The 15,340-nt window shown below is 62.1% G+C and carries 5 protein-coding genes; 1 reads left to right on the top strand and 4 read right to left on the bottom strand.

Annotated features, from left to right (window positions below; all coding sequences use genetic code 11):
* Window positions 1–49: 49 nt before the first annotated feature.
* The 4 genes from JNM42_RS18365 to JNM42_RS18350 all read right to left on the bottom strand — a co-directional run bounded on the left by JNM42_RS18365 (window position 50) and on the right by JNM42_RS18350 (window position 10,234).
* Window positions 50–340, bottom strand: coding sequence for a hypothetical protein (locus JNM42_RS18365; RefSeq protein WP_294273722.1), 291 nt, complete (start codon window positions 338–340; stop codon window positions 50–52).
* Window positions 341–572: 232 nt separating this feature from the next.
* Window positions 573–3,224, bottom strand: coding sequence for a bifunctional acetate--CoA ligase family protein/GNAT family N-acetyltransferase (locus JNM42_RS18360; protein ID WP_294273719.1), 2,652 nt, complete (start codon window positions 3,222–3,224; stop codon window positions 573–575).
* A 156-nt stretch (window positions 3,225–3,380) separates the two neighbouring features.
* Window positions 3,381–9,152, bottom strand: a complete 5,772-nt coding sequence (locus JNM42_RS18355; protein ID WP_294273716.1) for an MG2 domain-containing protein — start codon at window positions 9,150–9,152, stop codon at window positions 3,381–3,383.
* 116 nt (window positions 9,153–9,268) lie between these two features.
* Window positions 9,269–10,234, bottom strand: a complete 966-nt coding sequence (locus tag JNM42_RS18350; RefSeq protein WP_294273712.1) for a LuxR C-terminal-related transcriptional regulator — start codon at window positions 10,232–10,234, stop codon at window positions 9,269–9,271.
* A gap of 291 nt (window positions 10,235–10,525) precedes the next feature.
* Here JNM42_RS18350 and JNM42_RS18345 point away from each other — a divergent pair, with 291 nt between their 5' ends.
* The gene (locus JNM42_RS18345) at window positions 10,526–15,289 is read left to right on the top strand and encodes a choice-of-anchor D domain-containing protein (RefSeq protein WP_294273709.1); all 4,764 of its coding nucleotides are present in this window, start codon (window positions 10,526–10,528) and stop codon (window positions 15,287–15,289) included.
* Window positions 15,290–15,340 lie beyond the last annotated feature (51 nt).

Raw genomic sequence — 15,340 nt, 5'->3', positions numbered from 1 at the left:
TGGCAAGAAGTAACATGCCCAGTAAGAAGCTTCGAGTCACAGCGTTTCCTTATGCAATCGGCATGGAATCAGTTTCATGCCAGTCAAGGTAAATTGAGTATGTAGCGTCGTTCGGAAGTGCATATTGCTCTGTAAAACCGCAGAAAAATCCAATGGACTGACCACGAAAGTTTTCTGTACTTTCGAAACATGGCAACAATCGTCGCACAAGGACCAGCAAAAAGCGATCTGCCCTCTGCTCTGCAGCGGATTTGATGAACTTCGTTCCTCCAAACAACACCTGCTCACCCACCACCATGTTCTTGTTCGGCGTCTCGCCAAACACCTCCGGAGCGTACATCGCCTCGACTGGGGATGGCGGTTTTCGACATATCGGCCGCCGGACTCGACGGCCGCCCTTATCCGCCGGTGCCTCGGGAGATGTGGCGACGGGAGATATCTTGCCTATCTACTGCAGTGCCTGGTTATTGAAACTGGGGTTGAAACAGGAAAACCGCTTTCGGACGGACAGTTCATTTAGCAGCCACCCGCTCGCAAACCGGGATCAATGGCAGCTCATGCGAAAAGGATCATTACAACTGCTTGACCACCAGCTTGATGTCTTCGTCATCGTCGCTATCGAAGACAGCGAAGCCGAGATCTTTCATCAGCTTGAACATGTTTAGGTTATTCAGCAGCACTTCGCCTTCGATGATTTTAAGTCCACGATCGCGTGCCGCCTCAATCAGGCTGTTCATGAGGCGTGCGCCCAGCCCCTTGTTGCGCTGCTGATCGGAAGTGACCAGGCCGAAGTTGCATCTTTCCCCGTCCGGCTGGATACCAAAATTTGCAAAACCGATTATCGTGTCGTGCTTGTCATGCTCGATAAAGGCGATCAGGACCAGCGCCCGGTCATAATCAATTTGCGTCAGACGGGCCAGTGCCGGCAGTGAAAGCTCGGTCAGCGAATGCATGAAGCGTCTATAGCGCGAGTCGTTTGAAAGGCCGCGCACGAAATCCTGTAGCAGCGCTGCATCTTCCGGGCGTACCGGGCGAATCGTGAAATTGGTACCGCCGGGAAGCTGCCAGGATGTTTCGAGATGTGCCGGGTAGGGACAAATGGCCATGTGCGCATGCGGCCCGGAAGACGCAACATATGGGGTGATTGCGATGCGCGCATCGACGGCGACAGCACCGGTATCATCGATGATCAGCGGATTGATTTCCATCTTGCTGATCCACGGCAACTCGCAGGCCATTTCCGAAACCCGCAGAAGAACCGCATCAAGTGCCTTGCGGTCAATCGCCGGCATCTGGCGGAAGGGTTTGAGCAAGCGGGCGACGCGGGCGCGCTCGACGAGATCGTCGATCAGGCGACGGTTGAGCGGTGGCAGAGCGATGGATTTTTCGTTGAAAACCTCGGCAACCTGGCCACCTTCGCCAAAGGTAACCACCGGGCCGAACACCGGGTCGTTCTGCAGGCCAATTGCCAGCACCCTTCCATGCGGTCTGCTGACGAAGGTTTCGATTGAGATGCCTTCAATTTTCGCCTCCGGCGCGAGCCGGCCGACACTTTCGACAATTTCGTTGTAGCTGCTGCGCACCGCCTGCGCGTTGGAAACATTGAGGCGCATCCCGCCGATATCGCTCTTGTGAACAATACCGGGTGACTCGATCTTCATGGCGACCGGAAAACCGTGTTGCTGGGCGATCAGCATGGCCTCATTCGGCGAGCGCGCCAGAACTGAACGGGATACGGGGATGCGAAAAGCCGCCAGTATCGCCTTGGCTTCGAGTGAAGAAAGTTCGTGGCGTCTTTCGGCCATCGCCGCTTCGATAATCAGGCGCGCATTTTCGATATCGGGTTCGTCATCGTAGGAATACGAGCCCGGTGCTTCAAGCAGGATCTGCTGGCTGAGGAAATACGAGACCATGAAGTGGAACGCCTCGACAGCATTTTCCGGCGACCGGAAGGTCGGAATTCTGCTTGCCGCGAAGGACGCGCGTGCACCACGTACGCCAAGTTCGCCCATCCAGCAGGTGAGCACGGGTTTGCGGTAGCCGGCAGACGTATCGATTATCGCCTGTGCAACCGCTTCCGGGTCAACCAGCGTATTTGGAGCAAAAATCACCAGCACGGCATCAACGCCCTCGTCGTCGAGGCAGGTGGTCAGCGCTGTTTTATATCGTTCGGTGGTGGCATCAAACATCACATCAACCGGGTTGCCGTGCGACCATGAGCGCGGCAAAGCCACATCGAGGTTCAGGATGCTTTGTGCGGAAAGTACGGCAATTCCGATACCGAGTGATATAGCCAGATCGGTGGCCATTACGGCTGGACCGCCGCCATTGGTGATGATTGCCAGGCGGTCGCCTGCCGGACGTTTCGGGCTGGTCAGGGCGCGTGCCGCAGAGAACATATCGCCGATTGACTGCACACGAACCACGCCGGCACGGCGCAGTGCCGCGTCGAATATGTCGTCGCTGCCAACGATCGCGCCCGTATGTTCCTGAGCTACCGCTGCTGTCGCCAATGCCTTTCCGGCCTTGACCGCGATGACCGGTTTGATGCGGGCAGCGGCGCGCACGGCACTCATGAAGCGGCGCGAATTGCGCAGCCCCTCCATGTAAATCAGGATGCTGTGCGTGTCCAGGTCGGCGGCCAGATAATCGATGATTTCGGCAAAATCCAGATCGGCGCCATTGCCCAGAGAAATGATATTTGAGAAGCCGAATTCGTTGTTGTACGACCAGTCGAGAATGGCTGCGCAGATGGTGCTTGATTGTGAAATGAAAGCGATATTTCCGAGCGGCACATGTTTGGCAATAGGCGTCAGGTTCAGTCCCAGGCCCGGGCAGATCAAGCCTGCCGAGCGCGGGCCGAGAATGCGTATGCCGTAACGGCGCGCTGTTTCGAGCATCTTGCGTTCAAGTCGCTCGCCATTTTTCCCCGCTTCGCGAAATCCTGCCGAAATAATGATCGCCGAGAAAACGCCAAGTCGGCCACAGGATTCCATGATGGCCGGTATTTCTGCCGCCGGCGCAATGATCACCGCGAGGTCAACCGACTGACCAAGCGCAGTGAGGCTGGCGAAACACCGCCGGTCAAGCACTGTTTCATGCTTCGGATTGATCGGAAATACCTGGCCGCCATAACTCACCAGCAGGTTTTGCAGCAGCGATCGGCCGATCGATCCCTCCTTTTCGGTTGCGCCGAATACGGCAATTGAGGTGGGTGCGAACATTTTACGAATCTGCTGATTGGCCATGGACTAGCCTTCTCCAGGAGACGTTTTTTCTTTTGCGACTGTTAGCGGCATTATTCATGAAAACAATGCGAATGTGGACTACGGATAAACTTGAAATGAAGACCGCCTATCCATAAGCCACCCAGGCCAACCCTACTCACCCACCACCACCCTCGCATTCGGCGCCTCACCGAACACTTCCGGCGCATACATCGTCTCGACGCGCGTTGCTGGCAGTGAAAATTCCCCGGCGTTGTTCAGGCGCAGCGTGTAGTCAATGTAAAACTTCCCGCGCGGGACGTAGCCGTAATAGGCGCTGTAGGCGCTGAAGGTACGTTCGACGTAGGTCGGCCAGGCCTTGTTTTCAGCCTTCGCGCCTTCCTTCTCACCGAGGCTGGCGAGGCGTGAATCGCGGCCGTCACCTTCGCCAAGGATGCGTGCGCCGCCGGGGATCGGGTCGTTGAGTACGACCCACGACATTTCCTGATCCGACTCGACGCTGAGGCGAACGCGCCAGACGTCGCCGCGCGTGACCTTGCCGCTCTGCTTCTCCTGCACCGGGGTGACTTCGCGCGTGACGCGGAAACCGTTGGCGCGTGCTTCCTTCACCGGAACGGCGGCGAGTATCTGCATCGTGGCCCAGGGCTTGCCGCTGCCTTCATGGGTGAGTTGCAGCGTGTCGCCAGGGGTTGGTCTGCTTGGCCACGGCAGCAGGAGCTTGTCAAGCACGTCGGCTGCTTTGCCGTCATTCGCCGGCCAGACGAAGTTCTGCATCGGTAACGCGCCGAGCGCGATGCGCGTATTGCCGCTCACCGCTTCGCGCTCGAACTGGCGGGCAAACTTGTTGAGCGCAATCGTAGCCCACACGTTGGCCACCGTCGTCAGCCAGCGACCGCGCTGCTGGCGCAGCATGGCGCCCTGCACCAGGGCCGGCAGATCGTCCTTCCAGGCCGGGTCGTCGACTACCGCTTCAATCAGACGGAAGGCATTGGCGTCGCCGCTGACCATCAGCCACCACCAGAAATCGGAACGCTCGCTGGTGAATACCAGGCGCCCGCCAAGGTAGGACAGTCGGTTGCGCAGTTCGCGTTCGGCGGCGGCCAGTTTGGTCGGGCGCTCGGGCAGGCCGGGCAGACGTTTGACGATCAGATACCAGTCGATCAGTGCCGAGGTCGGCAGGCGCAGCGGCTCGACTTCGAGGCTGGAAAGCGCCGACAGCGGTTTTTGGCCGCGCCGCGTGAGCGCTTCGATCGCCGCCAGTTTGCGTACCAGCAGATCGCTCTGCGGCGACCAGTGTTCGGGCTTGATACGCCCTTCGGCGAAGGCGGCGAGTCCGCGCTCCATGCGCTGCGCAAGTTCCGGCGGTATGGCGAAGCCGGCGGCGTGGCTGGCGTCGAGCAGGTAGGCGGTCAACGCCGGGCTGCCGGCATTGTGGGCGCCTTCACCGGGGAAGTATCGCGCCAGTCCGTTGGCATCAAGATAGGTGGGCAGGGCTTCGACGAGCTGCTGCCAGCGCAGCGCATCGCGCAGGCCGATGGCGACCGAGACCTTCTGTTCGAGGCAGACAAACGGATACTCCTCGAAAAAACGCTTCAGTCCCGGTGGCGGCGTCGCGAGCCTGGCCGAGAGGCCGAGTTCGATGCCACCGAGCGGGCCGTTTTTACCCGACACAGCGCCGGGCGGCACAGCAACGGGAATCTCCAGCTTGCCTTCGATGCGCGCGAAAGTGGCTTGCTGCACGGTGACCGGCACCGCCGGTGCGACCTGTTGCGTGATGCGCAGACGATCTTTGGCGGTGCCGGATTTATCGGTGGCTTCAAACTCCCAGACCAGCGCCGTCTCACCTTCCGGCGCTTCGCCCGGCCACAGCAGTTCGCTTGCGCTTTCGGCGTCGAGCTTGACTTCCCGGCCATCGAACGCACGTTCGCCGGAGCTGCCGGATGTTTTCGCAGAAACGCTGACCGTCATCGGCTTCGCCGTGCCGTTGCGCAGGGTCAGCAGCGCGCTGAAACGATCCTTCTCGCGCACCAGCGGCGGCAAACCGGAAAGGAGTTGCAGGTCCTGCCGCGTACGCAGGCTGGCGCTGCCCGTACCGAATAGTCCGGCCCCGGCATCGGCGACGGCGACCAGCTTGAACTCGCTCAGCGAATCGTTGAGCGGTAGGCTGATGGTGGCGCTGCCGCTGGCGTCCAGTACCACGCGCGGGTTCCACAACAACAGGGTGTCGAACAGTTCGCGCGCCGGCGCGCGACCGCCGCCACCACCCGGCGGCACCGCCTTCTTGCCGTAGTGCCGCTTGCCGATCACCTGCGATTGCGCGCTCGCGGTTTCCACCTGATAGGCCCGTTTGGGGAGCATCGCGTCGAGCAGTTTCCAGCTCTCGTTCGGGCGCAATTCGAGCAGCGCCTGATCGACGGCGGCGAAGGCGATCTCGGTGCCGGCCGGCACCGGTTTGCCGTCGGGCAGTTTCACGCTGACCTTCACCTGCGCCTTGTCGCGCGGCTGATAGTCGGGCTTTTCGGGAGTCACTTCAACTTTCAGCCGGAAGGCCTCGACACCCACCTCGATGGTCGCCAGCCCGAGCTTGTAAGCGGGTTTGGCCAGATCGACCATGGCCGTGGGCTGCAGCGGATTCCACCATTCCCTGAACCACGCCGCCGGCTCGCGCCAGCCCCACGAGAAAAAGGAATACCAGGCCAGCGGCTCGACCCGGCCACGCACCAGCAGCACCGAAACGAAGACGTTCGGCCCCCACTCGCCCTTGACCGGCAACTCGATCAGCGGCTTGAAGCGCGACAGTTCCATGACCTGCGTTTCGATGATGCCGCCGGCCTCGACCGAAACCAGCGCCGTCGCGGAGCGGAACGGCGTGCGCACCTGGAAGCGCGCCGTCTCGCCCGGCGCATAGCTGCGCTTCTCGGGGATGACGTCGATGCGATCCTGATTGCCGGCGGTGAACCACAGATCGCCGTTGCCCGAAACCCAGTAACTGGTACCGGCATAGGCGCTGTTCCCGGCCTTGTCTTTGGTCTCGGCCAACAGATAAACGTTGCCCGGCTCAATGCTGCGCGGCTCGCAGAGAAACTTGCCGCGTGCGTCGGTGCGTCCCTTGCAGACTTCGCCCATGTCCGAAAACTCGGTGTGGTTCTCATAGGCATAAAAGCCGCCGACAATGCGCTTGCGGTGGCTGTAATCGATTCGGCGCTTGGCGTTGACCTTGACCGGCGCATCGGCAAGCGGCTTGCCCTGCGTGTCGAGCACGACGATTTCGACGCGGCCGTTCTCCTTGACCGACGCCCAGTCCCTGACCTGGATACCGGCTACCACGCTGGCCGGGGAAAGTTCGACCGAACCGCGCACGGTCTGCATTTCGCCATTCGGATCGGCAAAGGTCATCTCGGCGTAAAGCTCGCTCGGCCCCCTGACCCTGGCGGGCAGCGGCACGCCGAGTTTGCCGGCGCCGGCTTGATCGAGCGTCACCGGCAGGCGACTGGCGATCAGTTGCTCGCGCTCGCGGCCATCATCGACGGCGAACGCCGAGCGACCCTGCTCGTCAAAATCGACCAGGAAGTGGAAGCCCTCATAGCCCTTGTACTCCGGCCAGCGCGGACGCAGCGTGGCCGATACCTCGACCCGGGCGCCCCTGGCGGCGCCGCCATTGAGGAAGGAAAGGCCGAGCACCAGAGGCACCTCTTTCGGCGCCACCAGGCGCCCCGGAACGCCCTGCACGCTGCCGGTGAACACCGGCAGCCGGAAGTCGGAAACGCTGAAGCTTCCGCTATAGGCGCTGCCCCCCCGGCCATTCGCGGCGCTGCGCAGTTCGACCTGGTAGGCGCCGCGTTTGGCCGATTCCGGAATCGTCCACTGATTGGTCGCCACGCCGCGGCTGTCCCAGCTTAGCGGCTGGCGGAATTCGTCACCGCTGCCCTCGTGGCGGATCACCAGTTCGCCGGGCAGCGTCTGCGCCTCGGGGAAAGCGAAGGAACGGCTGTTGCGCTCGCGCGCGATGTGCTTCATCGACACCGTCTGTCCGGCGCGCAGCAGGGTTCGATCGAAAATGGTGTGGATCTTGCGCGCTTCGTACTCGCCCCAGGTTTCAACGCCGAAACGCCAGGCTTCGATGCCCTCGTTCCAGTCCGAACGGACGAAGCTGTAGTCGTCGCCAAGGCGGGCGCTGGCGAACAGGAAGCTGGCATCACTGCAACTTGACTCGGGCAGCGCCACATCGACCAGCGCACGCCCCTGGTTGTCGCTGCGCCCCTGCCACAGCGATTTTCCCTCGCAGTCTGAAACGCGCACCTCGGCACCAGGCACCGGTTTGCCGCTGTCGAGCGCCGTCACCCAGACCAGCGCATTGTCCTTGCCGCGCTTCAGGTGCACGGCCAGGTTGGTGACCAGTACCGAGGTACGCACATACATTGGCGCCGGTGCCGAGAGCAGGGCAGCACCGAGCAGGTGGCTTTCGATTTCGACAATGTGATAGCCGGGCTTTGGCAAGGGGATGCCGACCACCTCGAACTCGGCGCTGCCGCCGGGCTTGGGCAACTCGCGGCTGACGACCCCGGCCTTGCCCTTGAGGAAAGGCAGTTCACGGGCATAGAACGGGTCTTCGTAATCGCGCTGCTCCTTGCCCTGCCCGATCCTGAGCTGGCGTGTCTGCTGCTCGAATCGGGCCAGCGCCTTGATCGCAGCAATGACTTTGGCATCATCGGTCAGGCGCTGGGCGGTAAAGCGATGCGCATTTTCTGCCGGCATCTGAAGATTGGCTACTGGTAATTTGGACTCGACGTTGCGCAGCGTCACCGGAACCACGCCACCCTCCTTCAATTCGACGATGCCGAAGGCTCCGGGGAATTTGGCCAGCGGCGGCAGCGTGCCGGTACGCACCTTGAGCGGAAAACTATCGGCATTGCTCAAGGGGCGGCCAGCCTCATCCTTGATGTCGACAGGCAACTCGATCTTCAGCTCGGCATTCTGCGCAAACGGTCGTTTGAAGGTGAGATCGCGAACGGTATTTTCGCGGCTACCCTCCTGATCCGGTTGCGCGGGCGAGCGCGGCCCTGCGGGTGTAATCAGGCGGGCACTTGCGGCTTTCCTGGCATCGACCGGCACCGAAAATTCAAGGCGCATATCCGAAAGCGGCGAGCACGGTGCGCCGGGCTTCTCGCGTTCACAGGTAAAACTGGCGCGGAACGGTTCGCGGACGAGGTACGGGAAGCTCTCGTTACGACTCGATTTTGCCCCGCTGTCAGCCTCAACCCCCTTGCCCCAGACCAGTCGCATTTTCGCTCCAGCCGGCAGACGTTCGGAGCAGGTGATGGCCAGGGTGCCCGGCTGCATGTCACGCTGCAGCGTGGAGAGGATTGCATTGCGTGTGTCGTCGGGCAGGATGCGCACCGGAATGCGCTGGCCGACGCCGTCGGCCTCGCACCAGACATTGCGTTCAACCGAATCACGCTTTAGCACTCCGCTGGCGTCGATGACAAACGCCTGATCCTCTTCAATCGCTCCGCCGGGGCGCGGCGTCAGCGAACGCGGCCACGGGCCGGGAGCAAAAAAGGCATAGCTCGACTCGCCGGCAACGGCTTCGCCATTGGCCGCCTTGAGACCGGACTTGAGCCGGAAGTCGCAACGCTCGCCGGGCTGCAAGGGGCGATCCAGCGTGTACGACCAGCTCCGCGCATCGCCCCAGCGCCCCTTGCCCTTGACCTCGCCGCAATCGACGCTGAACGGCGGCGCTGCATCGGGTCGGGCAAGCGGCACCATATCAGCCGTAAAAACCGCCGTCGCCCGAATCTGCTGATCGATCTGTCCCTGCGGAGAAAACTGGCGCACTCCTGCGGCATGGGCAACCGCGCAGAAAAGCAAGACAGCGGCAAGCCCGCTCAACCAACGACAGGTGGATTGCAGTTTCGTATCCGGCATGATGAGCCCTGCATGACAAGTGGCAGATCGTCAGATTATAGTCCCGAGCGCAGGCTTCCATTCAAGGCAGCGAAAGAGGATACCCGAGAAATTTGATTCCAGACTCGGCCGGAAGGTCACGCCTTGCTTTCCAGCCGGTGCGCAAGTTCCACCTTGCTGCTGACACCGAGCTTGCGAAAACAGTGGGCGATGTGATTGCGCACCGTTGACGACGACAGCGACAGGCTCGCGGCGATTGCCGAATAGGTCTCGCCTCGGGCATAGCGTGCGGCAATCTCCCGTTCGCGCTCAGACAATAGATCAAGCGCACCATCCGATCTTCCCTGGATGAAATAAAACTGGCCGTAGGGCTTGACCTCGAAGTGTATGGCCGACGCTTTGAAAGCGCGTCCGGCTTGCACAGAAGTAACCAGGGGCTCCGGCAGCCGGCTTCCGCTCCAGCCAGGCCAGTTTGCGCTCAGGTAGGTGATGAAGGCCGGTGATGCTTCGCGCAGATACCCGCGTCCGTCAACCAGAGACCACACCCGGTTGCGAGTCGTTGGGACTTTAAGAAAATGGCGTAGCCGTACCGCGCGGTGGGCTTCCACAAGATGCGGCATCAGCAGCTCCTTGGTCTGGCGCTCGGCTTCGGAAAAGGGGCGTCCGGGGTCGTGACGCCACACCGTCAGAAACTCGTAGAGCGACGAGACAGGTTCGATCTGTAGCGTACCGAGCGACCATTCCACTTTGAAACGACGCCCGAACTCCCGATACAGTGGCGTCTGAACATGTTGCGCCCGCGGCGTCAGATCACTCAGATTGATTGCGACTCCAGGCCGCGCGATCAACGCGGCACGAAAAATATCCTGCTCCAGGTAAGGCGGGTAGGCCTTCAGGATGCTGTGCTCGCAATTGTGCAGATGCATTTCGTGCAGCGCCTGCGGGTTCGCCGCCGCATTGCCCCACCACGCCGAATCGAAGGCAATCAAGCCCTCGATCTGCTCCAAGGCCCACGCCTGAAAACTGGCGAGCGAGACCTCGCGACCCTCGCGGTAAAGGGACAGGATGACCCGGTTCAGGGCATGAGCGTCGGACGTGTTCACGCTGTCTATTCTGCACCAGCGATCACCGATGCACCAGCCAGCACGGGGCATGGTGCATTTGCACCATGCTTCGGTTTTACAAGTGGCAGTCTGATATATCGCGGAACTCCTTTTCATGAACCCCTAGAGCCGCGGACTTCTTCGTCAATATATTGATTTATAGTATTAAGTTATTCCGTGGCCCTCATGATTTCGGTCACGGTACGAAATTTGCTATCGCGAATAAGAAGCTATTTTATTGCCAGTGACATCCCGTCATCGACATTCCGGACATCCCCCAAGGAGACAAGCATGCGCGCTCACCAATCCCGTTTTCCCGTCAAGCCAACCCTGCTTGCCATCCTGCTCGCTTTTTCGGCTGATCAGGCAATCGCGGCAAGCTGTAACTGGAACACCACCAATGGCAACTGGAACGCGGGGGTCAACTGGCTGACCTGCGTCACCGGCAACGGCAACCCGGTGGGCGTGCCGGGCTCCGCCGACAGCGCCACCATTGGTGCCGCTGGTGTTGTCACAGTCAACAATAGTCAGAGCATCAGCGCCATCACCAATACCGGCAATCTGATCGTTGATTCGAGCGGCACGCTCCGAGTCACAGGTGGCATCACAGGCAGCGGCATCACCACAGTCCAGGGCGGCAGCCTGCTCAACCTGGAGCAGACGCAGACCGTGGGTGGCAACGCCACCATCGTCTTCGGTGCTTCGGGCAACAACCGCGTGGGCATCGACGGCGGCAGCAAGGTTGTGACCTTTGCTTCGGGCACCACGGTGCGGGGCGGCACCGGCAGCATCGGTCTGGGGCAACTGGTCAACGGCAGCGGCAACAGCGTCGTGAACCAAGGCCTGATCAGCTCCGACTCCGGCGGCACCATCACGCTTGACCAATCGACCTTTAACAACCAGAACATCATCGAAGCCACGGGTGCCGGCAGCGTGCTGCGGCTGGACTCCCCTGTCACCAATAGCGGCGGCACCTTGCGCAGCACGACGGGCGGCGTGATGCTTCAGAACGGCGTCACCGTGACCGGTGGCACCATCAGCAACAGCAGCGGTGGCGTCTACCGCGCGTCAAATAGCGGCAGCAATTTCCTGAGTGGCGTCACCGTGGCCGCTGGCAGTGTGGTCGACCTTGCGAGCGCGACATCGTTGGTGCGCATCAACGGCGGCATGACGTTGAACGGCACCATCGACGTCAACAGCAGCAGCCTGATCAACTTTGAAGGCGATCAGACGCTGGCGGGCAGCGGCAGCATCGTTTTAGGCAGTACGGCGGCCGGCAATCGCGTCGGCATAGACGGCGGCAACAAAACGCTGACGCTGGCCAGCGGCATCACGATCCGCGGCGAGAACGGCAGCATCGGCCTTGGACAGCTGGTCAACGGCTCCGGCAACGCGCTGGTCAATAACGGCACCATTTCGGCCGACGTGGCCGGCGGCACGATCACGCTCCAAGGCCTCACCGCCGGCATCACCAACAACGGCACCATCAGCGCGCTCAATGGCGGCACGATCGCGCTGCAAAGCAACCTCAGCGGCGGCATCGGCAGCCAGTTGGTGGCCGGCGCCGGCAGCCTGATTTCGCAGCAGGGGGTGACGATTACCGGCGTCGTCAACACCAGCGGCAGCGGTAACCTGCGGCCGACCAACAACGGCAACAACTTCCTATCCGGCGCGACTATTAATGGCAACCTCGACATGTCCACCGTTATCGCCACCGAGCGGGTGGTGAACAATCTGGTGCTGAACGGCACTATCAACATCAACAACTCCAGTCTGCTCAACTTCGAAGGCAACCAGAGCTTCAGCGGCAACGGCACGGTCGTCTTCGGCGCGGCCGCCAGCAACCGGGTCGGCGTCGATGGAGGCAACAAGACGCTGACGCTGGCCAGCGGCATCACGATCCGAGGCGAGAACGGCATCATCGGCCTCGGACAGCTGGTCAACGGCTCGGGCAACGCGCTGGTCAACAACGGCACCATCTCGGCCGACGTGGCCGGCGGCACGATCACGCTCCAGGGCCTCACCGCCGGCATCACCAACAACGGCACCATCAGCGCGCTCAATGGCGGCACGATCGCGCTGCAAAGCAACCTCAGCGGTGCACCCGGTGGGCAACTGGTCGCCGGCGCTGGCAGCCTGATCTCGCAGCAGGGGGTGACCATCTCCGGCGTCGTCAACACCAGCGGCAGCGGCAATCTGCGGCCGACGAACAACGGCAACAACACCCTGTCCGGCGTTACGCTCAATGGCAACCTCGACCTGGCCGGCGCCACAGGCTTCGAGCGCGTCGTCGGCAACCTGGTGCTGAACGGCACCATCAGCATCGACAAAAGCAGCGTGCTCAATCTCGAGGGCAACCAGACCATCAGCGGCAACGGCTCGATGGTCTTTGGGGCGGCTGCCAGCAACCGCGTCGGTGTCGATGGCGGCAACAAGACCGTGACGATCGCCTCGGGCATCGCGATCAGCGGCCAGAACGGCACCGTGGGCCTGGGCCAGTTCGTCAACGGCAGCGGCAACACACTGGTCAACCAGGGCCTGATCAACTCAGACAGCGGCGGCCTGATTAACCTGGCCGGGGCCGCCTTCGTCAACCAGAGCTTCGCCCAAGCCGTCGGCGCCGGTAGTGTGCTGCGGCTGGACACCAGTATTGACAACACCGCCGGAACCTTGCGCAGCACCACCGGCGGTGTGGTGCTGCAGAACGGCGTTGTCGTCACCGGCGGCAACATCACCAACAGCGGCGGCGCCACCTACCGGCTGACCAACAATGGCAACAACTACCTGTCCGGCGTGAGTTTGACCAGCGGCAGTACGATCGACATGGCCAGCGCCGCGTCGTTCGTTCGCGTCATCAACGGCATGACGGTCAACGGCACTCTCAACATCGACAACGCCAGCGTCGTCAACATGGAAGGCACACAGTCGCTGGCCGGCTCGGGCAGCATCGTCTTCGGTTCTGGCGCCAGCAACCGGGTCGGTGTCGATGGCGGCAACAAGACGCTGACGATCGCCTCGGGCATGACGATCCGCGGCGTCAACGGCCAGATCGGACAGGGCCAGTTCGTCAACGGCAGCGGCAACGCGATCGTTAATAACGGCACCATCAATTCCGACGGTGCCGGCATCATCACGATCCAGGGCCTGGACAACGGCATCACCAACAACGGGCTGTTGCGGGCACAGAACGGTACCTTGAATGTGTCGACTGCGCTGACCGGCACTGGCACGCTGCAAGCGGATGCGACGGGCATCGTCAATCTGGCAAACGGAGCCAAAACACAGGGCACGTTGACGATGGGCGCCGCCGGCGCCGCGCTGAACCTGGGCACCGGCAACCTGGCGCTGAACACCGATTACACCAACGCAGGCGCCGGCAGCGGCAACAGCTTCAACCGCCGCGCGGGCGTCACCGGCACGGGCCAGATCGTGGCGGGCGGCGACGTGTCGCAGGTCATCACCGGCACCGGCGTGAGCAACGGCAACACAACCAACGCGACGCTGACCATCAACAACGTACGCGTCGGCGCGACCACCTTCAACTATCAGATCGCCAACAATGGCACCACGGGCCCGGCACTGCGCGGCGCGCTCCAGACCAATGTCAATGGCGGCAACCTCACCGACCTGCGCCTGAGCGGTGCCGGCGTCACTGCGAGCAACTACACTACCGGCGGACCGGGCAGCAACACCGGTGATCTGGGTGTGACCTTTACCGCCGCCGCCGCCGGCGCGCTCTTGCCGCTCAGCGGCCAGGTGTTGAACCTGCGCAGCAACTACGAGAACATCGCCGACCAGAAGCTCAACATCGTGCTGGCCGGCGGTGCTGCCGCCTACAACGCCGCCATCGGCAACACGCCGTCGCCGGTGAACCTGACGGCGCAGCGTGTGGGTGGCACGCTGAGCACGGTACTCACCGTTACCAACAACGCAACCGCTGGCGCATTTAGCGAAGACCTCAATGCCAGCTTCAGCGGCTTTGTCAATGGTGCCACAGGCAGCGGCAGCATTGCTGGGCGCTTGGCGGGCACGAGCAACACCGGTGTTGGCAGCATGAGCGTAGGCCTGGACACCACCACTTCGGGCGTCAAGAGCGGTACGGCCACGCTGGCTTATGCAACAGCCGGCGCTGTGAATGGCGTCAACAACGGCCTCGGAGTGGCGTCGGTGGGCACGCAACTGGTCACAGTGAACGGCAACGTGTATGCGCCAGCCGTAGCCCAATTGAACACGCCCGCAGTGAATTTCGGCGTCGTGCGCGTTGGTGACCCGGAGCCCGTCATGACCGTGAGTGTATCCAACACTACCAGCGGCGCGCTCACCGACACCCTAAGGGCCAGCCTGAACGGTAGTGCAGCGCCTTTCACCGCCAGTGGCACGGCTGCTGCTGTGGTTGCAGGCGCCACGGATGCCAGCAACCTTAGGGTGACGCTGAACACCGGCACAGCCGGGGTGTACAGCGGCACCAACGCCGTGGTCACCTTCACCAGCCAGAACCCGGAAATGGCCGACCTGGCACTGGGTACCGCCAACGTCGCGCTCTCGGCGACCGTGAACAACCTGGCCGCAACCACTCTGGCCAAGACCTCCGGCGTCGGCGACCTGAGCGGTGGGGCGCTGAGTTACACGCTGAACTTCGGCAGCGTGAAGTTGGGCGACAATGGTGGATCGACCGCGCTGTCGCTGACCAATAGCGCATTCGGCCCGGCAGATGCACTGGCCGGCACTTTCAACCTCTCGGCGCTGCAAGTCGGTGACCCCTTCCTGCTGGGCGGCTTCAACAGCTTTGACAGCCTTGCCGCAGGCAGCAGCCTGGCCGGCGGCCTGACCGTGGGCTTCAGCGGCACCAGCCTGGGTAGCTTCGACCGCGTAATTGTCTTGAGCCGACTATCGACCAACGGCAGCGGCCCTGACCTGGGACTTGCGGCGGTCGAGTTGCATCTGCACGGAGAGGTGTTGGCCGTTCCGGAGCCTGGCACCTATGGCATGATGCTGACCGGGCTACTGGTTGTGATGTTCGGCGCTCGCCGCCGCACGGCGCGTCAGGCCGCTTGATCGGGGCTGCAGAGCCTCTGGCTTGCGGGCGTCCGCCGTCGCCCGCAAGCT

Source organism: Propionivibrio sp. (assembly GCF_016790145.1).
Classification (GTDB): Bacteria; Pseudomonadota; Gammaproteobacteria; order Burkholderiales; family Rhodocyclaceae; genus Propionivibrio.
This window is presented reverse-complemented; position numbering and strand designations above follow the sequence as displayed.